Below are 21,784 nucleotides of genomic sequence, written 5' to 3'. Positions count from 1 at the left end.
TCAGGGCCGGTGTCTACTCAGTTGTTGTACAGGTCGATGATCGCGCTGACCGCCTGGGTCTTGATCTTGGACGAGTCGTTACGCGCCTGCTCGATCTTGTTCAGATAAGCCTCGTCGACATCTCCGGTCACGTACTTGCCGTCGAACACGGCGCAGTCGAACTGCTCGATCTTGATCTTGCCCCCGCCAACCGCTTCGATCAGGTCCGGCAGGTCCTGGTAGATCAGCCAGTCGGCGCCGATCAGGTCGGCCACGTCCTGAGTCGAACGATTATGCGCAATCAGCTCATGGGCGCTCGGCATGTCGATACCGTACACGTTCGGGTAACGCACCGCAGGCGCCGCAGAACAGAAGTACACGTTCTTCGCACCGGCTTCGCGGGCCATCTGGATGATCTGCTTGCAGGTGGTGCCGCGTACGATGGAGTCATCCACCAGCATCACGTTCTTGCCGCGGAACTCAAGCTCGATGGCGTTAAGCTTCTGACGCACCGATTTCTTGCGCGCAGCCTGGCCGGGCATGATGAAGGTACGGCCGATGTAGCGGTTCTTGACGAAGCCTTCGCGGAACTTGACGCCCAGGTGGTTGGCCAGTTCCAGCGCAGCGGTACGGCTGGTGTCCGGAATCGGGATAACCACATCGATGTCGTGCTCAGGACGCTCGCGCAGGATCTTCTCGGCCAGCTTCTCGCCCATGCGCAGACGCGCCTTGTAGACCGACACACCGTCGATGATCGAGTCCGGACGCGCCAGGTAGACGTGTTCGAAGATGCACGGGGTCAGCTTCGGCGCAACGGCGCACTGGCGGGTGTGCAGCTTGCCGTCTTCGGTGATGTAGACAGCCTCGCCCGGCGCCAGGTCGCGGATCAGGGTGAAGCCCAGTACATCCAGGGACACGCTTTCGGACGCGATCATGTACTCGACGCCTTCGTCGGTGTGACGCTGGCCGAACACGATCGGACGGATGCCGTGGGGGTCGCGGAAACCGACGATGCCGTACCCGGTGATCATCGCCACCACGGCATAACCACCGACGCAACGGTTGTGCACGTCGATCACGGCAGCAAACACGTCTTCTTCGGTCGGCTGCAGCTTGCCGCGCTGGGCCAGTTCGTGGGCGAACACGTTGAGCAGCACTTCCGAGTCGGAACTGGTGTTGACGTGGCGCAGGTCAGATTCGTAGATCTCCTTGGCCAGCTGTTCAACGTTGGTCAGGTTACCGTTGTGCGCCAGGGTGATGCCGTAAGGCGAGTTGACGTAGAACGGCTGAGCTTCGGCCGAAGTCGAGCTACCGGCAGTCGGGTAGCGCACATGGCCAATGCCCATGTGCCCGACGAGGCGCTGCATGTGACGCTGATGGAACACGTCACGCACCAGGCCATTGTCCTTGCGCAGGAATAACCGGCCGTCGTGGCTGGTCACAATACCGGCAGCGTCCTGGCCGCGGTGCTGGAGGACGGTTAGCGCGTCATACAGCGCCTGATTGACGTTCGACTTACCGACGATACCGACGATGCCACACATGCGACGCAACCCCTACTTAATGAATCTTGACTGAACACAGCTTACTGAGGCGTTTGCGCCGGCAAGAGGTGTTCCTTGAACGGAAGATCAGCGGGTACGCTGATTCCGCTGGCCAGCCACTGACTGCTCCACCCCAATATGAGGTTCTTGGACCAATCTGCAACCAATAGAAATTTTGGCACGAGTACAGACTCCTGCCACCACGAATCCTGCTGTACCGGCCCCAGGCTCAACAGCCCGACCGCCACAACCACCAGCAACGCGCCACGCGCGGCGCCGAAGGCCATGCCGAGAAATCGATCGGTCCCGGAGAGGCCGGTGACACGTATCAACTCGCCAATAAGATAATTGACCATTGCCCCCACCAGCAGCGTGGCGATGAACATGATGGCGCAGCCCGCGATGACGCGAGCCGAAGGTGTCTCTATGTACCCGGCCAGGTAGACCGACAGTGAACCACCGAACATCCAGGCTACGACTCCTGCGATGATCCAGGTCAGCAACGACAGTGCTTCTTTTACGAAGCCGCGGCTCAGACTGATCAAAGCGGAGATGGCGACGATTGCAACGATCGCCCAATCAACCCAGGTAAATGGCACAGTGCAGCCTACGTACGGATAAGGCGGCGCATTTTAGCAGAGCGCCGGGCTATCGGTAAGCGGTGATTGCGGCTGCTTTGCAAATCAATAGATTGGGCGGTGTGAACGCCATTTCAAGCCCACCATAAACCAATGTGGGAGGGGGCTTGCTCCCGATTGAAGTGTGTCAGTATCAGATGTACTGACTGACCCACCGCTATCGGGAGCAAGCCCCCTCCCACACTTAGATTGCGTTAATGCCTGCTTGAATCAGCCGCGCTCTGGCTGGAAGCGCACCACAAACCCATTGAGGTTCTGCTGGCGACCCAGCAAATCGCGCAGGCGATCAGCCTCGGCGCGCTCGATCAGCGGCCCGACAAACACACGATTCTTGCCATCGGCGCTGCGGATGTAAGCGTTATAACCCTGGGCACGCAGCTTTTTCTGCAAGGCGTCGGCACTTTCGCGATTGGCCAGGCTGGCGAGCTGGATCGACCAACTGATCGGCAGGCCATTGGGATCAATGCGGCTCTGGCCCACATCCGGTTTACCCGGCGCAGCAGGCTGCGGCGCCACAGGCTTGGGCGTGGGCGCCGGTGCAGGCGGTTTGGCAGCGACAGCCGGTGCCGGCGTCGGCTTGACCACCGGCACACTTGGCTGCACCGGCATCGAAGGAGCCGGTTGCGTGGCGACCTCCTCCTCGACAGGTACAGGTTCTTCCGGCAACGCCTGAGGCTCGGGCACCACCACCGGCTCGACCTGAACCTGGGGCACCACCGGCGCCTGGGGCGCAGCGGGCGCTTCAACCACCACCTGGCGCTGCTCGTCCTGACGGGAAAACAGCATCGGCAGGAAGATGACTGCCAACGCCACCAATACCAGGGCTCCAACCATTCGCTGCTTGTATGCGCTATCCAGTAATGCCATGTGCAGCTTCCTCCGTGGAGCGCCGGGCCAGCCATTCGAGCGCCTCGGCAACACAATAAAATGATCCGAACAACAGGATTTCGTCCTCTGCCGTAGCCACCGCACACTGCGCTTCAAGGGCGGCAGTGATGCTTGCATACGACGTCACGGGCGCGCCAAGGTTCTGCAAGGCGGTCTGCAGCTCAACCGCCGGCCGGCTGCGCGGCGTATCCAGCGGCGCAACAGCCCAAGACTGAACACTGCCAAGCAACGGCGCAACCACCCCATCCAGATCCTTGTCGGCCAACAGCCCGAACACCGCCAGTCGACGGCCGGCCGGTGGCGTGCGCGCCAGGCGCTGCGCCAAATAGTGAGCCGCATGGGGGTTGTGCCCCACATCCAACAACAGGTTCAGGCGCTTGCCTTGCCAGTCGAGCACCCGACGATCCAGGCGCCCCACCACTTTCGTCGCCCGCAGGGTTGCGCCGATCTGCTCGGCATCCCACGGCAGATCCAGCAGCAAATAGGCTTGCAGCGCGAGCGCAGCGTTTTCCATCGGCAGGTTCAGCAGCGGCAAATCAAGCAGCTCGACCACCTTGCCACGGGCATCATGCCCGCGCCATTGCCAATGGGTCGCACCGATGTCGAGTTTGAATTCACGACCGCGCAGGTAGAACGGGCAATCCAGTTCGCGCACCTTGTCCAGCAAAGGTTGCGGCGGATCCAGGTCGCCACACAGCGCCGGCCTGCCCTGGCGGAAAATCCCGGCCTTTTCATAGGACACGGACTCGCGGGTATTGCCCAGGTAGTCGGCATGATCAACACCGATGCTGGTGACCAGCGCCAGGTCGGCATCCACCACGTTGACCGTATCCAGGCGCCCGCCGAGGCCGACTTCCAGTACGACCACATCCAGTTGCGCACGCTCGAACAGCCAGAACGCCGCCAGGGTGCCCATCTCGAAATAGGTCAGGGAAATATCGCCACGCCCGGCATCCAGGGCAGCGAAGGCTGCGCACAACTGCTCGTCCGTGGCTTCGACGCCATTGAGCTGCACCCGCTCGTTGTAGCGCAGCAGGTGCGGCGAGCTGTACACACCGACCTTCAGGCCCTGGGCCTGCAACAGCGCCGCGACAAAGGCACAGGTGGAGCCCTTGCCATTGGTGCCGGTCACCGTGATCACACGCGGTGCCGGCTGGCCCAACCCGAGGCGGGCCGCTACCTGTTGCGAGCGCTCCAGGCCCATGTCGATGGCGGACGGATGCAACTGCTCAAGGTAGGCGAGCCATTCGCCCAGGGTACGTTGGGTCATAGGTTTGCAGGCACCGGCGGCACGACGATTGGCTCGACTTTAGGCGCGACGTACACAGGCGTCGGCAGGCCCATCATTTGCGCCAGCAGGTTACCCAGACGTGGACGCAGTTCGCCACGCGGGATGATCAGGTCGATAGCACCGTGCTCCAGCAGGAACTCGCTGCGCTGGAAGCCTTCCGGCAGCTTCTCGCGCACGGTTTGCTCGATCACACGCGGGCCGGCAAAACCGATCAGCGCCTTGGGCTCGCCGACGATCACATCGCCGAGCATCGCCAGGCTGGCGGAAACGCCGCCGTAGACCGGGTCGGTCAGTACCGAGATGAACGGAATGCCTTCTTCGCGCAGACGCGCCAGTACCGCCGAGGTCTTGGCCATTTGCATCAGGGAGATCAGCGCTTCCTGCATACGCGCACCACCGGAGGCGGCGAAGCAGATCATCGGGCAACGGTTTTCCAGGGCGTAGTTGGCCGCACGCACAAAGCGCTCACCGACGATGGCGCCCATGGAACCGCCCATGAAGGAAAACTCGAAGGCCGAGACCACCACCGGCATGCCCAGCAGCTTGCCGCTGACCGAGATCAGCGCGTCCTTCTCGCCGGTCTGCTTCTGCGCACCGACCAGACGGTCCTTGTACTTCTTGCTGTCGCGGAACTTGAGACGGTCGACCGGCTCCAGGTCAGCGCCCAGTTCGTTGCGGCCATCGGCATCCAGGAAGATGTCGATGCGCGCGCGCGCGCCGATACGCATGTGGTGATTGCACTTGGGGCAAACATCCAGGGTCTTTTCCAGCTCCGGGCGGTACAGCACCGCGTCGCAGGACGGGCACTTGTGCCACAGACCTTCAGGAACCGAGCTTTTCTTCACCTCGGAACGCATGATCGAAGGGATCAGTTTGTCTACTAACCAGTTGCTCATGCTTTCTTTCTCCAGTACCGGTGGCTTGAACACAGCCCCGCGTATGCCCTTGAGCTAAATTCATATGTGGCGATGATGCCTGCGGGACGGGGTCAGACGTTGGACCTGCCATTTCCCGCCTGCATCCTCAGCCTTCCAGACAACCTGCCAGCGCAGGGTTGCCACTTCATTTCCGGGCCACCCACAGGCGGCGCCGGGCTGTTTTACACAGTGGTAGTTATGGACGGCGGCAGACTGCCAGCCGTCACATCCCGCCACTGCTGTTGCGCACGGCCTGCATGAATGCGCGAATCCTGTTGTGATCCTTGATGCCCTTGCCCTGCTCCACCCCACCGCTGACGTCCACGGCATACGGCCGCACCTGCTCGATGGCAGCCCCGACGTTCACAGGGTTGAGCCCACCGGCCAGGATGATCGGCTTGCTCAACCCTTCGGGAATCAGCGACCAATCGAACGCCTCACCCGTACCACCCGGTACGCCTTCGACGTAGGTGTCGAGCAGGATCCCGCGAGCGCCGATATACGCGGCACACGCCGCGGCGATATCGTCGCCCGTCTTGACCCGCAACGCCTTGATGTACGGGCGCTGATAACTCTCACACTCATCAGGCGTTTCATCGCCATGGAACTGCAGCATGTCCAGCGGCACCGCATCCAGGGTTTCATTGAGTTCGCAGCGACTGGCGTTGACGAACAAGCCCACGGTGGTCACGAAAGGCGACAGCGCCGCAATGATGGCCCGCGCCTGCAGCACATTCACCGCGCGCGGGCTTTTGGCATAAAACACCAGACCGATGGCATCGGCCCCTGCCTCGACTGCCGCCAGCGCGTCTTCTATGCGGGTAATCCCGCAAATCTTGCTGCGAACGGCTGACATGTCGTAGGAACCTCAGGGTTGGACCGAGAAAGTCCCGGATGTTAACAAAAGCTTTTCCGGGCGTCAGCCGCCAAGTTCACTGAAACCTGTGAGGAAGTGTGGCCCGATAAAGCGTTCCGGCAACTGGAACTCGTCGCGGTACTCCACATCCACCAAATACAGGCCAAACGGGTGCGCCGTGACGCCACCCGTGCGACGGATGCGGCTTTCCAGCACTTCCCTAGCCCACTCAACCGGGCGCTCGCCGGCGCCGATGGTCATCAGCACGCCGGCAATGTTGCGCACCATGTGATGCAGGAACGCCCCGGCGCGAATATCCAGCACGATCATCTTGCCGTGGCGGGTGACTCGCAGGTGATGAACTTCCTTGATCGGCGACTTGGCCTGGCACTGGCCGGCGCGGAAGGCGCTGAAGTCATGCACGCCCACCAGGTGCTGCGCGGCCTCGGCCATGCGCTCTGCATCCAGTGGGCGGTGGTTCCAGGTAATTTCTTCATTGAGATGCGCGGGCCGGATCTGATCGTTGTAGATCACGTAGCGGTAACGCCGGGCGATGGCCTTGAAGCGTGCATGAAAATGCGCCGGCATGACCTTGGCCCAGCTCACACTCACGTCGTGGGGCAAATTGATATTCGCCCCCATCACCCACGCCTTCATCGACCGCTCGGCCTGGGTGTCGAAGTGCACCACCTGGCCACACGCGTGTACGCCAGCGTCGGTACGCCCGGCGCACATCAGCGACACCGGCGAGTCAGCGACTTTGGACAGGGCGTTTTCGAGGGTTTCCTGCACCGTCAGCACGCCGGAGGCCTGACGCTGCCAGCCGCGATAGCGCGAGCCTTTGTATTCCACGCCCAGGGCGATGCGGTAAAAGCCGGCGGCCGCCATTTCGGCGGCCGCGTTATCTATATTTGCCAAGAACTGAGAGCCTGATGAGTTGCGCAAAGGCGGGCATTATAAAGGCGTCGGATGCCTGACGGGCGTTTTGTTATGGATCGATGCCAAACAAATGTGGGAGGGAGCAAGTCGAATCGTCGCACCGCCCCTCCCACACTGTTATAGCGCCTGGCTTTAGATTCGGCCGAGCATTTCCTTGGCTTCGCCACGCTGGTCTTCGTTGCCTTCGACCAAGACTTCATCAAGGATGTCTTTAGCGCCATCGGCATCACCCATGTCGATGTAAGCCTGGGCCAGGTCGAGCTTGGTAGCGACTTCATCCGTGCCTGAGAGGAAATCGAAATCCGGTTCATCATCACCGCCCAGCGCGGCATCCTCGGCCGTGAAGGTCGGCTCGATCGGCGGGTGCTCCAGGCTCTGGGACAATCGGTCCAACTCGGCATTGACGTCGTCCAGTTCCGAGGCAAACGCATCGGGCTTGGCTGCCGGGGCCGTCGGCTCATCAGCCAGGGACAGGTCAAAGTCTTCCGGCAACTCGAATTCGTCCAGCGCGGCAGGTGTCAGGGTGGGCGGCTCGACAGGCGGCACGTCCTTCATCTGCTCCTCAAGTCCCGAGAGGAAGTCGTCATCGGATTTCGACGCTGGCGGATCCAGTTGCAGGTCCAGATCAAAGTCCGAGAGATCCTGCGCATCGGCCTTGGCCTCAGTCTGTTGTTGCAGCAGCGCTTCAAAGGTTTGCTGGTCCCGGGCGATCTCGGCCGGCGAGGCAGCTTCCAGCTCATCCAGGCTAAGGTCAAAATCGTTGTCGAAGGTGTCCGCCGGCTCAGGCGCGGCCGGCTTGTCATCGAGCAAATCCTTGACGTACTGCGCATCGAGAGCCGCAGCAGCCACGGCGGCGCTGACGCCCGCTGCCAGCACGGCCATGGCCGGGAAGCGGCTCTTGAGCTGCTCGACCTGGGCGTGGTTCTCACCGTTGGCGACCAATTGGCGCTCCTGGGTGACGAAGCCGTCCTTGTCGTTCTGCAGGCCGTAGACTTCCATCAGCTTCAAACGCAGGTCGCTGCGCTTGGGCTCATGCTTGATGGCTTGTTCAAGCACATCAGCCGCCTGGTTCAGGTGGCCGCGGTCGATATGGGACTGGGCCTGAGCCAATGCATCGCTGGAATTCTCCTGGGCAACAGCGACGGCCAGGGGTGCGAGCACGGAAGCGACAGTCGGCACGACAACCGGCTCAGCCACCGGGGCAGGCGCTGGCGCGGCGCCCAGCTTGACGCTCGGCGGTGGCACTTCAAGGCCTTCAAAACTGTCAGGCGGCAGGTCCTGGTCAATATTGGGCGTGAACTCAGGCTCTTCGGCCAGCGCCCGCGCCATGCGCAGATGCTTTTCCTCTTCGCGGCGGGCATTGCGATGACGCGCCCATAGCAACAGAAGCAACAGCACCACCAGGATGCCTGCCCCGCCAATGATGCCGAGGATAATAGGGTTGGTCAGCAAGTCATTGAACTTGCCTTCGGTGGTAGCAGGTGCCGCGACCGGCTTGGGCGGTTCAGCGGCGGGTGCAGGGGTTGCAGGGGTTGCAGCGGGCGCCGCAGGCTCTGCTGCGGGCTCACCTGCCAGCTGCGCAGGGATTGCAGCCGTAGCCGGCTCACCGTTTTGCGCCTGCAAGCGAGCCAACTGGTCATTCTTCAACTGAATCAGCTTTTGCAACTTGTCCAACTGGCTTTGCAAGTCGGCGGCGCGGCTCTTCAGTTCTTCGTTATCGCGGCGGGTGGTGTCCAGCTCTTCCTGGGTCATCGCCAGCTTGTCGCTCAATGCGCGGTTATCACCGGCCTTGCCCTTCGTACCTTGCTTGGCGGCTTCGGCCGAGACCAGGCTCAAGTTGTCCCTAGCCTGGGTGCTCGTCGGCGCATTGCCGGCCTGGGTACGCTTGGTCGCATCCAACTGCGCCTTGCCGGCCACTTGGCCCTTGGGGGTACGACGGCCCTGACGCCATGCGGCGTTCTGCGCGCTGACTTCGGCGATCGCTTGAGGCTGCGCCAGCGCCGTACTTTGCGTGACATCTGGCAGGCGCAGGACCTGGCCGGTTTTCAGGCGGTTGATATTGCCATCGATAAAAGCGTCAGGGTTGAGCGCCTGGATCGCCAGCATCGTCTGCTGGACCGAGGCGCCGTTACGATTCTTCGCGGCGATTTCCCACAAGGTGTCGCGGGACGTGGTGGTGTGCTGGGCGGGCGTGCCGGCGGCAGGTGCGGTAATGGCCGGCGCGCTGGCAGTCGGTGCCGGCTGGTCGAACTTGGCCGGGTCGAGCAGTACGCTGTAGTCACGCATCAAACGGCCATTGGGCCATTGCACCTGCAGCAGGAAACGCACATAGGAATCGGGCAGCGGCTTGCTGGAGGTCACGCGCACCACGCTGCGACCTTCGGGGTTGATCACCGGGGTGAACGTCAGGTCGTCGAGAAACGCCTGGCGGTCAACGCCCGCATCCACGAAGGCCTGGGCAGAAGCCAGGCTCGGAGTGATCTCGGCCGCCGTGAGGCCGCCCACATCACGCAATTCGATTTCCACCGACAGCGGCTGGTTCAACTTCGACTTGAGGGTCATCTCCCCAAGTTGCAGCGCCTGCGCCATACCGGAGGACAGCGCCGAGGCGGCCGCTATTGCTAACACCAGTTTGCGAACTTGAACCATAGCCTCATCCTTTGTTTGAACGCTCCCCGCCCTGCGAGAAGGTTGGTAACCGCTGCCATAAGGCATGGCGAGCCGATAGGTCACCGACGCGCTTGTGTTTCACTTGGAACCAAGCATAGCGCCTGGCTAGAATCAATCTACAAATTGCCGCCAAGTATCTTTTACACAAGGCCTTTTATCAACAACTGCGCCAGCTCCACAGCGTTCAGGGCCGAGCCCTTGCGTACGTTATCTGACGTCAACCACAGATTTAGTTCCGCGGGGTCGTCGACACCTGCACGTACGCGTCCTACGTAAACCACATCCTGGCCGACCGCATCGCCTACAGCCGTTGGGTAATCGCCCTCCTCAACCAGCTCGATACCCGGCGCAGCATCGAGTGCACGGTTGACTGCGGCCAGATCGACCGGCGCGGCCAATTGCAACGACACTGTCAGGCTATCGCCGAAAAACACCGGGGCTTGAACGCAGGTTGCGGAAATCTTTAGCAAAGGTGTTTCCAGCACGGCACGCAGCTCGTGTACGAGGCGTTTCTCCAAGGCTGTATGACCTTGGGCGTCTGGCGTACCGACTTGAGCCAGCAGGTTGAACGCCATTTGCCGATCGAAGAACTTCGGTTCCAGTGGACGCACGTTCAATAACTCAGCGGTCTGCCGCGCCAACTCGCTGACGGCCTCCCGGCCCTGGGCAGAGACCGCCAGGTTGGCGGTGACATTCACGCGCTGGATGTCCACCAAACCCCGCAACGGCGCGAGCACTACCGCCAGGTAGGTGGCAGACGGGCTTGGGCTGGCGAGCTGGAACGGCTTTTTCAAACCGTTCAACACCTGGGCGTTGGCCTGCGGCACCACTGGCGGCGCCTGTTCGGCAGGCAATGCACCGGACAAGTCGATCACCGAACAGCCAGCGGCTGTGGCGCGCGGGGCGAAACTCAGGGTCACCGCCGGGCCTGCTGCGAAGAACGCCAACTGCGCCTTGCTGAAATCGAACTCGTCGACCTCTTTGACCCGCACGTTCTTGCCACGAAACGGCACCGAAGCCCCCGCCGAGTTGCTGCCCGCCAGCAAATACAGGGTGCCTACCGGGAAATCCAGTTCTTCGAGGATCTGCACCAGTGTTTCACCCACGGTGCCGGTGGCACCGATCACGGCGATTTCAAAGGTCTGGGTCATGGGGGCTGCCTCGGGCATTGCAGGGGGGAGCGGCACTTTACCGGGTGGCTGGGGGTGAGGCAATTAGCCTGGGCCTTGTGGTGTGGCTGATGGCGCTATCGGGAGCAAGCCCCCTCCCACACTTGCCCTCCATTTCAAGGTTGGAACTGGGTTGAATGTGGGAGGGGGCTTGCTCCCGATAGCGCCCGACAGAACAATAAAAAACCCCGCGCCTGTCACCAGAGCGCGGGGTTCTTCAATGCAAGAAAGCGATCAACGCTCCAGCAAAATCCGCAACATGCGACGCAGCGGTTCAGCCGCGCCCCACAGCAGCTGGTCGCCGACGGTGAACGCACCGAGGAACTGGCTACCCATGTTCAGCTTGCGCAGACGGCCCACCGGTACATTCAGGGTGCCGGTGACCTTGGTCGGGCTCAGCTCCTGCATGCTGATATCGCGGTTGTTCGGCACCAGCTTGACCCAAGGGTTGTGCTGGCTGATCAAGCCTTCGATATCGGCGATCGGCACGTCTTTGTTCAGCTTGATGGTCAACGCCTGGCTGTGGCAACGCATGGCGCCAATGCGCACGCAGATGCCGTCCACCGGAATCGGGTTCTTGAAGCGACCGAGGATCTTGTTGGTCTCGGCCTGGGCCTTCCACTCCTCGCGGCTCTGACCGTTGGGCAGTTCCTTGTCGATCCACGGGATCAAGCTACCGGCCAATGGCACGCCGAAGTTCTCGGTCGGGTAGGCGTCGCTGCGCATGGCTTCGGCCACACGACGGTCGATGTCGAGAATCGCGCTGGCCGGGTCGGCCAGTTGATCGGCGACAGCGGCATGGGTCGCGCCCATCTGTTTGATCAGCTCGCGCATGTTCTGCGCACCGGCACCGGAAGCAGCCTGATAGGTCATGGCACTCATCCACTCGACCAGGCCGGCTTCGAACAGGCCACCGAGCCCCATCAGCATCAGGCTGACGGTGCAGTTGCCGCCCACGTAGTTCTTGGTGCCTGCATCCAGTTGCTGGTCGATGACCTTACGGTTGACCGGATCAAGGATGATCACCGCGTCATCCTGCATACGCAGGCTGGAAGCGGCGTCGATCCAGTAACCCTGCCAGCCGGCTTCGCGCAGCTTGGGGAAGACTTCGCTGGTGTAGTCGCCACCCTGGCACGTCAGGATCACGTCGAGGGTCTTCAACTCTTCAATGCTGTAGGCGTCCTTGAGCGGGGCAATATCCTTGCCCACGGACGGCCCTTGGCCACCTACGTTCGAAGTGGTGAAAAACACCGGCTCAATAAGATCGAAATCCTGCTCTTCCAGCATCCGCTGCATGAGCACGGAACCGACCATACCGCGCCAACCGATCAGACCTACACGTTTCATCGCAACTACACCTTGTTAAAAAGTGGGCCGCCTTGCAGCAACAACTGCAAGCGGGCCCGAGAGATTACAGATTCCGCAGCGCGGCGACTACTGCGTCGCCCATTTCTTGCGTTCCGACCCTGGTGCAGCCCTGGGACCAGATGTCCCCGGTGCGCAGGCCCTGGTCCAGTACCAGGCTGACGGCTTTCTCGATCGCGTCGGCCGCTTCACTCAGGTTGAAGGTGTAACGCAGCATCATCGACACCGACAAAATGGTCGCCAGCGGGTTGGCAATGCCCTGGCCTGCGATGTCCGGCGCCGAACCGTGACACGGCTCGTACATGCCCTTGTTGTTGGTGTCCAGGGACGCCGACGGCAACATGCCGATGGAACCTGTGAGCATGGACGCCTGGTCGGACAGGATGTCGCCGAACAGGTTGTCGGTGACGATCACGTCGAACTGCTTGGGCGCACGCACCAGTTGCATCGCGGCGTTGTCGACGTACATGTGGCTCAGTTCGACGTCCGGGTAATCCTTGGCCACTTCCTCAACGATTTCGCGCCACAGTTGGCTGGAGGCCAGCACGTTGGCTTTATCCACCGAGCACACCTTTTTGCCACGCACACGGGCCATATCGAAACCGACCCGGGCAATACGGCGGATTTCGCTCTCGCTGTACGGCAGGGTGTCGTAGGCCTGGCGCTCGCCATTTTCCAACTCGCGCACGCCCCGTGGCGAGCCGAAGTAGATACCGCCGGTCAGCTCACGCACGATCAGGATATCCAGGCCCGCCACCACTTCCGGCTTGAGGCTTGAGGCATCGGCGAGTTGCGGGTAGAGGATCGCCGGGCGCAGATTGCCGAACAGGCCCAGTTGCGCGCGGATTTTCAACAGGCCGCGCTCCGGGCGGATGTCACGCTCGATCTTGTCCCACTTCGGGCCGCCCACGGCGCCGAGCAACACGGCGTCGGCCGCACGGGCACGGTCCAGGGTTTCGTCAGCCAGGGGCACGCCGTGCTTGTCGATGGCCGCGCCGCCGATCACGTCGTGGCTCAGCTCGAAGCCCAGGCTGTACTTGGCGTTTGCAAGCTCCAGCACCTTGACCGCTTCGGCCATGATTTCCGGACCAATACCGTCGCCAGGGAGAATCAGAATCTGCTTGCTCATGGGTTCCTCATTTCATCAAGCGACCCGCCCGTGGGCAGGTCGGGAAAAATCAATCAACACTGGGCAAAGACCACCAGCACGTCGGTGCTGAAGGTGCCGTCGGCCTGAATTTCGTAATAATCGCGCACTTCCTGGCCCATCGCCCTTTGCAGCTCAAGGATTGCCGCACGCAGCACCTCTGGCGTGCGCATGCGCTCGACCCACGAGGTGTACTCCAGGCGCAGGCGCTGGCGCAGACTGTTACGCACATGCAGACCGGACTCGCTGAGTTGCTGCATCCACTCGGCGGCGGCGTAATCTCGCACGTGGCTGGTGTCGCGCAGCACTTCGACGGTTTGCAGGTAAGTGTCCAGCAATGGGCTACCCGGTGACAAGACATCCACAAACGCCGCCACCCCGCCCGGCTTGAGCACGCGGCGCACTTCCCGCAGGGCCAGGCCCAGGTCACTCCAGTGGTGGGCCGAATAACGGCTGAACACGAAGTCGAACTCGCCATCGGCGAACGGCAGACGCTCGGCGGCGCCGTGGACGGTGCGGATATTGTGCAGGCCGCGATCTTTCGCGGCGGCGGTGACCACGTCGAGCATCTGCCGGGACAGGTCATAGGCCACCACTTCTTTAACCAGAGGCGCCACCTGGAAACTCACATGACCGGCACCGCAACCCAGGTCCAGCAGCCGTGCAGCGCCCTGCCCGGCCAGCTCGGCCTGCAGCAGCGAAAACTCGGTGCCCTGGGCGTGCACGGCACTGCTCAGGTAGGCCGCAGCCTGTTCGCCGAATTGTTTTTGCACGACTTGGGTGTGGGCGGTGGTAGTCATGGGCTTTCCTCAATGGACCTTGTGGTGTTTGTTCTGGCCCTATCGGGAGCAAGCCCCCTCCCACATGTTGATATGCGAACGCATTCAAATGTGGGAGGGGGCTTGCTCCCGATGGCGGCGGTCCTGCCTACCGCAAATCAGGCATCGCGAAACAACCAAGGCTGACTCGCCCGGTGCCTGGCTTCAAACGCGGCAATCGCATCGCCGTCCTGCAAGGTCAGGCCGATATCGTCCAGGCCGTTGATCAGGCAGTGCTTGCGAAACGCATCCACTTCAAAGTGATACACCTTGCCATCCGGACGGGTGACGGTCTGCGCGGCCAGGTCCACGGTCAGCTGATAACCCACATTCGCTTCCACTTGCTGGAACAGCTCATCCACTTCGGCATCGCTCAAGATGATCGGCAACAGGCCGTTCTTGAAGCTGTTGTTGAAGAAGATGTCGGCATAGCTGGGCGCGATGATGCTGCGAAAGCCGTACTCTTCCAGGGCCCACGGCGCGTGTTCACGGCTGGAGCCGCAACCGAAGTTTTCCCGGGCCAGCAACACACTGGCGCCCTGATAGCGCTCGGCATTGAGCACAAAGTCTTTGTTCAGCGGGCGCTTGGAGTTGTCCTGGTAGGCGTAGCCCACATCCAGATAGCGCCACTCATCGAACAGGTTGGGGCCAAAACCGGTGCGCTTGATCGACTTCAAGAACTGCTTGGGGATGATCTGGTCAGTGTCCACGTTGGCACGGTCCAACGGCGCTACAAGACCTGTGTGCTGGGTAAAAGCTCTCATCGGGTATTCCTCAGATCAATTCGCGAACGTCGATGAAACGACCGTTGACGGCAGCGGCGGCGGCCATGGCCGGGCTGACCAGGTGGGTGCGGCCACCGGCGCCCTGACGCCCTTCAAAGTTACGGTTGGAGGTGGACGCGCAATGCTCGCCCGACTCCAAACGGTCCGGGTTCATCGCCAGGCACATCGAACAGCCTGGTTCACGCCATTCAAAACCGGCTTCGAGGAAGATCTTGTCCAGGCCTTCAGCTTCGGCTTGCGCCTTCACCAGGCCGGAACCCGGTACCACAATAGCTTGCTTGATGGTCGAGGCAACCTTGCGGCCCTTGGCGATCACCGCCGCGGCGCGCAGGTCTTCGATCCGCGAGTTGGTGCAGGAGCCAATGAACACGCGATCCAACTGGATGTCGGTGATCGCCTGGTTGGCCTTCAAGCCCATGTACTTCAGGGCGCGCTCGATGGAGCCGCGCTTGACCAGGTCGGCCTCTTTGGCCGGGTCCGGTACGTTCTGGTCAACGGCCAGGACCATTTCGGGCGAAGTGCCCCAGCTGACTTGCGGCTTGATCTGCGCAGCGTCGAGTTCGACCACGGTGTCGAACACCGCATCGGCGTCGGACACCAGGTCTTTCCAGGCTTCGACGGCGGCGTCCCAATCGGCGCCTTGCGGGGCAAACGGGCGACCTTTGACGTACTCCACGGTTTTCTCATCCGCCGCCACCATGCCCACACGGGCACCGGCCTCGATGGACATGTTGCAGATGGTCATGCGCCCTTCGATGGACAAGTCGCGAATGGCGCTGCCGGCGAATTCGATGGCGTGGCCGTTACCGCCGGCGGTGCCGATCTTGCCGATCACGGCGAGCACGATGTCCTTGGCGGTCACGCCAAACGGCAATTGGCCTTCGACGCGTACCAGCATGTTCTTCATTTTCTTGGCGACCAGGCACTGGGTGGCGAACACATGTTCCACCTCGGAGGTGCCGATGCCATGGGCCAGGGCGCCGAACGCACCGTGGGTAGAGGTGTGGGAGTCGCCGCAGACCACGGTCATGCCCGGCAAGGTCGCACCCTGCTCCGGCCCGATCACATGGACGATGCCCTGGCGCACGTCATTCATCTTGAATTCGGTGATGCCGTATTCGTCGCAATAGTCGTCGAGGGTTTGCACCTGCAAACGCGAAACCTGGTCGGCAATGGCCTCGATACCGCCCTTGCGCTCAGGAGTGGTCGGCACGTTGTGGTCCGGCGTGGCGATGATGGAGTCGACGCGCCAAGGCTTGCGCCCGGCCAGTCGCAGGCCTTCGAACGCTTGGGGCGAGGTCACTTCATGGATGATGTGACGGTCGATATAGATCAGCGACGATCCATCATCGCGACGTTTCACTTCATGGGAATCCCAAAGCTTGTCGTAAAGCGTTTTGCCGGCCATCAGTCGGTCCTCATCAGCGGTGTTTCTATACGCCGGGCTTTTCAATAACCCTTTGGCTTGTGAGGCTGATGGTATGGCGCTACATTAAATAACTCAAATTCATATTTTTTATGCTTTGGATTACCAACTGGAATAGCACCATGGATCTGGCCAACCTCAATGCTTTTATCGCCATCGCCGAGACCGGCAGCTTCTCGGGGGCCGGCGAACGCCTGCACCTGACGCAGCCCGCCATCAGCAAACGCATCGCGGGCCTGGAGCAGCAATTGAAAGTGCGCTTGTTTGATCGCTTGGGCCGTGAAGTCGGCTTGACCGAAGCCGGCAGGGCCTTGCTGCCGCGCGCTTATCAAATCCTCAACGTGCTGGACGACACCCGCCGCGCCCTGACCAACCTTACAGGGGAGGTTAGCGGGCGCCTCACTCTGGCCACCAGCCACCATATAGGCCTGCACCGCCTGCCACCGATCCTGCGCACCTTCACACGGCAATACCCAAACGTGGCACTGGATATTCAGTTTTTGGATTCAGAAGTGGCCTACGAAGAAATACTCCATGGTCGCGCCGAAGTGGCGGTAATCACCCTGGCGCCCGAGCCGCACCATCTGGTGCGCGCCTCGCCGGTATGGGATGACCCGCTGGACTTTGTGGTAGCGCCGGAACACAGCCTGATCAGCAACGGTTCCATCAGCCTGGCCGATATCGCCAGGCACCCGGCGGTGTTTCCCGGCGGCAACACCTTTACGCACCATATTGTCAGCCGCCTGTTCGAAGCCCAGGGGCTTGCGCCAAATATTGCGATGAGCACCAACTACCTGGAAACCATCAAGATGATGGTGTCCATCGGCCTGGCCTGGAGCGTGTTGCCGCGCACCATGCTCGATGATCAAGTGGCAAGTATCGCTTTGCCGGGCATACAACTCAGTCGCCAGCTAGGCTATATCGTGCATACAGAAAGGACGCTATCGAACGCTGCGCGGGCTTTCATGAGCCTGCTGGATGCACAGGTCGATCTGCCAGGGTTACCGGCATGACACTGTGCGGCCTCGGGTTTCAAGGAAAACCGCGCTGTCTTCTCACCGAGCCAAGGCCCATTGACAATGCGCAACCCCGGCGACCCCGTACCTCCCCTGCCCCGCATCTACGCCCTGGACCCCAAAGCGGCGGAGCAAAGCTGGGACAGTGCCCCGCAATTGCTGGCAGCCCTGAATGCCGCCCGGCTGGGCGCCTGGTGCTGGGAAATCGACACGGGGAGAATCAGTTGGTCACGGGGCACTCAAGCGTTATTCGGCTTTGACCCGCATCAACCCTTGCCCAAGGACCTCGACTACCTTGACTTGCTGGCCCCGCAAGACAGCGCACGGGTGGTGCGTGGTTTTCACGCGGTCCTGGCAGGAGAGCCGTTCGAACGCGCCATGCACCATCGCATCCAGTGGCCCGATGGCAGCCTGCACTGGCTGGAAATCAGCGGCAGCCTCGCGCCTGAAAAAGCCGGACGGCGCCGCATGATCGGAGTGATCCGCGAGATCACCCATCAGCGCGACCGCGAACACGCCCTCAGCCACTCCGAAAAGCGCTTCGCCACATTGTTCCATTTATGCCCGAACATGGTGCTACTGACCCGCCAGGCCGATGGCTTGATCAGCGAAGCCAACCAGTATTTCGAAATGCTGTTCGGCTGGCCGGTGGCCGATGCCATCGGCCGTACCACCCTGGAACTGGGCCTGTGGCGCCATCCGGAGCAGCGTGCACTGCTGGTCAAGGCCACCCAGCGCAAAGGCGAACCCATCACCATGGAGGTGCAGTTCTGCGCCAGCAACGGCCAGATCCACGACGGCACGCTCAGCGCCCAGAAGGTGGAACTGGACGGTGAGGCTTACCTGATCAGCACGTTCCTGGACACCACCGAACGCAAAAACGCCGAGCAAGCGCTCAAAGACAGCCAGGAGCGCCTCGACCTGGCCCTGGATTCCGCGCAACTGGGCACCTGGGATTGGCACATCCCCAGCGGCATGCTCTACGGCTCGGCCCGCGCCGCCCAACTGCACGGGCTCGAACCCGCGCCCTTTCATGAATCCTTCGATGCGTTTTTCGAAGGGATGTCCGACCAGGATCGCGAGGGTATGCGCAATGCCTACCGCAGCTTGCGTGAAGGCCCGGACGGCAACTACCAATTGACCTACCGCGTGCAGTTGGAGGACGGCAGCCCACGCTATCTGGAAAGCCGTGCGCGCCTGTACCGCGACGAAGCAGGCAAACCCCTGCGCATGGCGGGCACCTTGCTGGATATCACCGATCAGGTCGAACGCGAGCAACGCCTCACCGCCTCCGAGGAAAAATTTGCCAGCCTGTTCCAGGCCAGCCCCGACCCTATCTGCGTGACCTGTCTGGAAAGCGGCGCCTTTATCGAGATCAACCCGGCGTTTACCCAGACCTTTGGCTGGACAGCCGCCGAAGTACTGGACAAAAGCGCCGAACAAATCGGCCTGTGGGACGACTCCAGCAAGCGCCTGCAACGCATCGAGCGGGTGATTCGCGAACAGGCCCTGAGCAATGTGGCCATCGTGATGCATCACAAGGACGGCCAAAGCCTGACCTGCGTCATCTCCAGCCGCTTGATCAAGGTCAGCGACCAACCCTGCATCGTCACCACCCTTCGGGATATCACCCAGCAGCAACGCTCGGAAGCCGCCCTCAAGGCCAGTGAAGAGAAGTTCGCCAAAGCGTTCCATTCCAGCCCCGACGCGATTTCAATCACCGAACGCGACACCGGCCGTTATGTGGAGGTCAATGACGGTTTTTGCCGCCTGACCGGTTACCGCACCGAAGAAGCCATCGGCCTGACCCTGTACCAGATCGGCATCTGGGCCGATGAAAACCAGCGCGCGGCATTATTGGCCGAGTTGCAGATCAAGGGCCGCATCCATCATCTGGAAATGCTCTGGCACAACAAACGAGGCGAGGTGCTGGCGGTGGAGGTCTCGGTCGAGCCGATCACCCTGAACGAAACCCCCTGCCTGCTGCTGACCGCACGAGACGTCAGCCTGCTGAAAAACGCCCAAGCGCAGATCCGCCACCTGGCCTATCACGACCCGCTCACCAACCTGCCCAATCGCGCACTGCTGATGGACCGCCTGAGCCAGCAGATCGCCCTGCTCAAGCGCCACAACCTGCGCGGCGCCCTGCTGTTCCTCGACCTCGACCACTTCAAGCACATCAACGATTCCCTCGGCCACCCGGTGGGCGATACCGTGTTGAAAATCGTCACCGCACGCCTGGAAGCCAGCGTGCGCATGGAGGACACCGTGGCACGCCTGGGCGGCGATGAGTTTGTGGTGCTGCTCAGCGGTCTTGAGGGTAAGCGCCAGGAGGTCAGCGACCAGGTGCAAAGCGTGGCCGATACATTGCGTGAGTTGCTGTCGGAGCCGATGTTCCTTGACGGCCATCGTTTGCAGGTCACGCCCAGCATCGGCGTAGCGCTGATTCCCGACCACGGCACCACGCCAGCCGATTTGCTCAAGCGTGCCGACATCGCCCTGTACCGCGCCAAGGATTCAGGGCGCAATACCACACAGATGTTCCACAACAGCATGCAAAAAACCGCCAGCGAGCGCCTTCGCATGGAGACCGACCTGCGCCTGGCCCTGTCACGCGGCGAGTTCAGCGTGCATTACCAGCCCCAGGTGGATGCGCGTGGCAACCGGATTGTGGGGGCCGAGGCCCTGGTGCGCTGGCAACATCCGCAACTGGGCGCGCAGTCGCCGACGGAATTTATCAAGGTATTGGAAGACAGCGGCCTGATCCTGGAAGTCGGCACCTGGATTCTCGATGAAGCCTGCGGCGCCTTTGCCCAGTTGATTGCCGACGGTCTGGTAGACCCGCTCAATTTCAGCCTGTGCGTGAATATCAGCCCGCGGCAGTTTCGCCAGAACGACTTTGTGGAACGGGTAGAACACAGCCTCAAGCAGCATCAACTGCCCTCCAGCCTGCTGAAACTGGAGATCACCGAAGGCATCGTGATCCAGAACCTGGACGATACCGTGGCGAAGATGCGTCGCCTGAAAAAGCTCGGCGTGAGCTTCGCAATGGATGACTTCGGCACCGGCTACTCATCCCTGACCTACCTCAAGCGCCTGCCCGTGGATGCATTGAAAATCGATCAGTCATTCGTACGCGATGCCACCCACGACCCTAATGACGCCGAGATCATCCGCGCCATCGTAGCCATGGCGCGCAGCTTGAACCTGGACGTGATCGCCGAGGGCGTGGAAACCCCGGAGCAACTGGCGTTCCTGCAAAAGCTGGGCTGCCATTTATTCCAGGGTTATCTGCACAGCCGTCCGTTGCCGATAGAAGGCTTCAGGCGGTTGCTGGAACAGGGTCGAGCGGGACCGGATGCTGCATGCCCAGCAGACGGCTGACGCATTGCAGGTCGGTCTCGCGGCGCAGCGCGGTGAACAGCTCCACCGCCTGCGGGTAGTTGCGCGTCAGCATCGCCAGCCATTGCTTCAAGCGGCCGGGTGCCTGTTTTTCAGTCAGTTGCGCCACCGACTGGCGCCAGAACTCCTGAAGCATCGGCTGCATCTGCGCCCAGGTCATCTCGACCACTTCCTCACCGGCCTTGGCCGCCACAATCTGCCTTGCCAGGTCAGGACGCGCCACCAGGCCACGGCCGAGCATGATGTCTTCGGCGCCACTGATTTCACGGCAACGCTTCCAATCTTCGACGCTCCAGATATCACCATTGGCAAATACCGGCACCTTGACCACGTCCTGCACCCGCGGGATCCACTCCCAGTGGGCCGGCGGCTTGTAGCCATCGGCTTTGGTGCGCGCGTGGACGACGATATGTGCAGCACCGCCCTCGGCCAACGCGGTGGCGCATACCAGCGCGCCATCCGGGCTGTCGAAGCCCAGGCGCATCTTGGCGGTCACGGGAATGTGGGCGGGCACGGCACGGCGCACGTGCTCGACGATCTGGTTGAGCAGCTCCGGCTCCTTGAGCAGCACCGCGCCACCCCGGGACTTGTTGACGGTCTTGGCCGGGCAACCAAAGTTCAGGTCAATCACCTCAGACCCCAGCTCGCAGGCCAGGGCAGCGTTTTCGGCCAGGCACACCGGGTCGGAGCCGAGCAGTTGCACACGCAGCGGCACACCCGCAGCGGTATGGGCACCGTGCAGCAGTTCCGGCGCGAGCTTATGGAAATACGCAGGGGTGAGCAGGCGGTCGTTGACGCGAATAAATTCGGTCACACACCAATCGATACCGCCCACGTGGGTCAACACGTCCCGCAGGATGTTGTCGACCAACCCCTCCATGGGCGCCAAAGCAATTTGCATGGAAAACACTCAACAAAAATCGTGGCGCAGTTT

General features: G+C 61.7%; 17 protein-coding genes. 2 read left to right on the top strand and 15 right to left on the bottom strand.

Annotation, left to right across the window (positions count from 1 at the left end; all coding sequences use genetic code 11):
* Positions 1-17: 17 nt before the first annotated feature.
* The 14 genes from purF to leuC all read right to left on the bottom strand — a co-directional run bounded on the left by purF (position 18) and on the right by leuC (position 16,414).
* Positions 18-1,523: an amidophosphoribosyltransferase gene (gene purF, locus TK42_RS05660; RefSeq protein WP_003192537.1), complete on the bottom strand. Its 1,506-nt coding sequence runs from the start codon at positions 1,521-1,523 to the stop codon at positions 18-20.
* Between the two features lie 41 nt (positions 1,524-1,564).
* On the bottom strand, positions 1,565-2,122 hold the full coding sequence (locus tag TK42_RS05655; RefSeq protein WP_005789751.1) for a CvpA family protein: 558 nt from the start codon (positions 2,120-2,122) through the stop codon (positions 1,565-1,567).
* A 249-nt stretch (positions 2,123-2,371) separates the two neighbouring features.
* On the bottom strand, positions 2,372-3,028 hold the full coding sequence (locus TK42_RS05650) for an SPOR domain-containing protein (protein ID WP_032880251.1): 657 nt from the start codon (positions 3,026-3,028) through the stop codon (positions 2,372-2,374).
* Complete coding sequence (folC, locus tag TK42_RS05645) at positions 3,012-4,319, bottom strand: bifunctional tetrahydrofolate synthase/dihydrofolate synthase (protein ID WP_103733787.1); 1,308 nt, start codon at positions 4,317-4,319, stop codon at positions 3,012-3,014. The genes TK42_RS05650 and folC overlap by 17 nt, the downstream gene beginning before the upstream one ends.
* Positions 4,316-5,236: an acetyl-CoA carboxylase, carboxyltransferase subunit beta gene (gene accD, locus TK42_RS05640; RefSeq protein WP_005789754.1), complete on the bottom strand. Its 921-nt coding sequence runs from the start codon at positions 5,234-5,236 to the stop codon at positions 4,316-4,318. Before accD ends, folC begins: the two co-directional genes overlap by 4 nt.
* A 244-nt stretch (positions 5,237-5,480) precedes the next feature.
* Complete coding sequence (locus TK42_RS05635) at positions 5,481-6,113, bottom strand: phosphoribosylanthranilate isomerase (protein ID WP_103733786.1); 633 nt, start codon at positions 6,111-6,113, stop codon at positions 5,481-5,483.
* 63 nt (positions 6,114-6,176) lie between these two features.
* Positions 6,177-7,001, bottom strand: a complete 825-nt coding sequence (gene truA, locus TK42_RS05630; protein WP_103733785.1) for a tRNA pseudouridine(38-40) synthase TruA — start codon at positions 6,999-7,001, stop codon at positions 6,177-6,179.
* Positions 7,002-7,184: 183 nt separating this feature from the next.
* Entirely contained in the window at positions 7,185-9,701 is a 2,517-nt protein-coding gene (locus TK42_RS05625; RefSeq protein WP_103733784.1) for a FimV/HubP family polar landmark protein, read from the bottom strand.
* Positions 9,702-9,862: 161 nt separating this feature from the next.
* Positions 9,863-10,873 (bottom strand): aspartate-semialdehyde dehydrogenase, encoded by a 1,011-nt coding sequence (locus tag TK42_RS05620; protein WP_103733783.1) that lies wholly within the window; start codon positions 10,871-10,873, stop codon positions 9,863-9,865.
* Between the two features lie 252 nt (positions 10,874-11,125).
* Positions 11,126-12,238, bottom strand: coding sequence for an aspartate-semialdehyde dehydrogenase (gene asd / locus TK42_RS05615; RefSeq protein WP_005789767.1), 1,113 nt, complete (start codon positions 12,236-12,238; stop codon positions 11,126-11,128).
* 64 nt (positions 12,239-12,302) lie between these two features.
* Entirely contained in the window at positions 12,303-13,385 is a 1,083-nt protein-coding gene (leuB, locus tag TK42_RS05610) for a 3-isopropylmalate dehydrogenase (RefSeq protein ID WP_032880245.1), read from the bottom strand.
* A gap of 53 nt (positions 13,386-13,438) precedes the next feature.
* The gene (locus tag TK42_RS05605) at positions 13,439-14,203 is read right to left on the bottom strand and encodes a class I SAM-dependent methyltransferase (RefSeq protein WP_032880244.1); all 765 of its coding nucleotides are present in this window, start codon (positions 14,201-14,203) and stop codon (positions 13,439-13,441) included.
* Positions 14,204-14,340: 137 nt separating this feature from the next.
* Positions 14,341-14,985: a 3-isopropylmalate dehydratase small subunit gene (gene leuD, locus TK42_RS05600; protein ID WP_005789771.1), complete on the bottom strand. Its 645-nt coding sequence runs from the start codon at positions 14,983-14,985 to the stop codon at positions 14,341-14,343.
* A 10-nt stretch (positions 14,986-14,995) separates the two neighbouring features.
* Positions 14,996-16,414, bottom strand: a complete 1,419-nt coding sequence (gene leuC, locus TK42_RS05595) for a 3-isopropylmalate dehydratase large subunit (RefSeq protein ID WP_005789773.1) — start codon at positions 16,412-16,414, stop codon at positions 14,996-14,998.
* Between the two features lie 140 nt (positions 16,415-16,554).
* Between leuC and TK42_RS05590 the strand changes: the two genes are divergently transcribed.
* Together TK42_RS05590 and TK42_RS05585 are read left to right on the top strand one after the other, a co-directional pair.
* Complete coding sequence (locus tag TK42_RS05590) at positions 16,555-17,445, top strand: LysR family transcriptional regulator (protein WP_005789775.1); 891 nt, start codon at positions 16,555-16,557, stop codon at positions 17,443-17,445.
* Between the two features lie 66 nt (positions 17,446-17,511).
* Positions 17,512-20,832 carry an EAL domain-containing protein gene (locus TK42_RS05585; protein ID WP_103733782.1) on the top strand — a complete coding sequence of 1,107 codons (3,321 nt, stop codon included), beginning with the start codon at positions 17,512-17,514 and terminating at the stop codon, positions 20,830-20,832.
* On the opposite strand, the gene TK42_RS05580 is transcribed toward TK42_RS05585, so the two are convergent.
* Positions 20,771-21,751 carry a tRNA-dihydrouridine synthase gene (locus tag TK42_RS05580; protein ID WP_005789777.1) on the bottom strand — a complete coding sequence of 327 codons (981 nt, stop codon included), beginning with the start codon at positions 21,749-21,751 and terminating at the stop codon, positions 20,771-20,773. The two genes, TK42_RS05585 and TK42_RS05580, sit on opposite strands and share 62 nt — an antisense overlap.
* Positions 21,752-21,784: the final 33 nt, after the last annotated feature.

The sequence above is a fragment of the Pseudomonas sp. GZJR-8 genome (assembly GCF_002916705.1).
In the GTDB taxonomy this organism is placed as follows: domain Bacteria; phylum Pseudomonadota; class Gammaproteobacteria; order Pseudomonadales; family Pseudomonadaceae; genus Aquipseudomonas; species Aquipseudomonas synxantha_A.
Note: the sequence above shows the minus strand (reverse complement) of the source record. Positions and strands in the feature narration are given on the sequence as shown.

What these genes read in the sequence shown, in the direction of transcription:
- purF (WP_003192537.1), bottom strand. Translation starts at nt 1,523, where the DNA reads ATGTGTGGCATCGTCGGTATCGTCGGTAAGTCGAACGTCAATCAGGCG.
- TK42_RS05650 (WP_032880251.1), bottom strand. Translation starts at nt 3,028, where the DNA reads ATGGCATTACTGGATAGCGCATACAAGCAGCGAATGGTTGGAGCCCTG.
- folC (WP_103733787.1), bottom strand. Translation starts at nt 4,319, where the DNA reads ATGACCCAACGTACCCTGGGCGAATGGCTCGCCTACCTTGAGCAGTTG.
- accD (WP_005789754.1), bottom strand. Translation starts at nt 5,236, where the DNA reads ATGAGCAACTGGTTAGTAGACAAACTGATCCCTTCGATCATGCGTTCC.
- TK42_RS05635 (WP_103733786.1), bottom strand. Translation starts at nt 6,113, where the DNA reads ATGTCAGCCGTTCGCAGCAAGATTTGCGGGATTACCCGCATAGAAGAC.
- truA (WP_103733785.1), bottom strand. Translation starts at nt 7,001, where the DNA reads ATGGCGGCCGCCGGCTTTTACCGCATCGCCCTGGGCGTGGAATACAAA.
- TK42_RS05625 (WP_103733784.1), bottom strand. Translation starts at nt 9,701, where the DNA reads ATGGTTCAAGTTCGCAAACTGGTGTTAGCAATAGCGGCCGCCTCGGCG.
- TK42_RS05620 (WP_103733783.1), bottom strand. Translation starts at nt 10,873, where the DNA reads ATGACCCAGACCTTTGAAATCGCCGTGATCGGTGCCACCGGCACCGTG.
- asd (WP_005789767.1), bottom strand. Translation starts at nt 12,238, where the DNA reads ATGAAACGTGTAGGTCTGATCGGTTGGCGCGGTATGGTCGGTTCCGTG.
- leuB (WP_032880245.1), bottom strand. Translation starts at nt 13,385, where the DNA reads ATGAGCAAGCAGATTCTGATTCTCCCTGGCGACGGTATTGGTCCGGAA.
- TK42_RS05605 (WP_032880244.1), bottom strand. Translation starts at nt 14,203, where the DNA reads ATGACTACCACCGCCCACACCCAAGTCGTGCAAAAACAATTCGGCGAA.
- leuD (WP_005789771.1), bottom strand. Translation starts at nt 14,985, where the DNA reads ATGAGAGCTTTTACCCAGCACACAGGTCTTGTAGCGCCGTTGGACCGT.
- leuC (WP_005789773.1), bottom strand. Translation starts at nt 16,414, where the DNA reads ATGGCCGGCAAAACGCTTTACGACAAGCTTTGGGATTCCCATGAAGTG.
- TK42_RS05590 (WP_005789775.1), top strand. Translation starts at nt 16,555, where the DNA reads ATGGATCTGGCCAACCTCAATGCTTTTATCGCCATCGCCGAGACCGGC.
- TK42_RS05585 (WP_103733782.1), top strand. Translation starts at nt 17,512, where the DNA reads ATGCGCAACCCCGGCGACCCCGTACCTCCCCTGCCCCGCATCTACGCC.
- TK42_RS05580 (WP_005789777.1), bottom strand. Translation starts at nt 21,751, where the DNA reads ATGCAAATTGCTTTGGCGCCCATGGAGGGGTTGGTCGACAACATCCTG.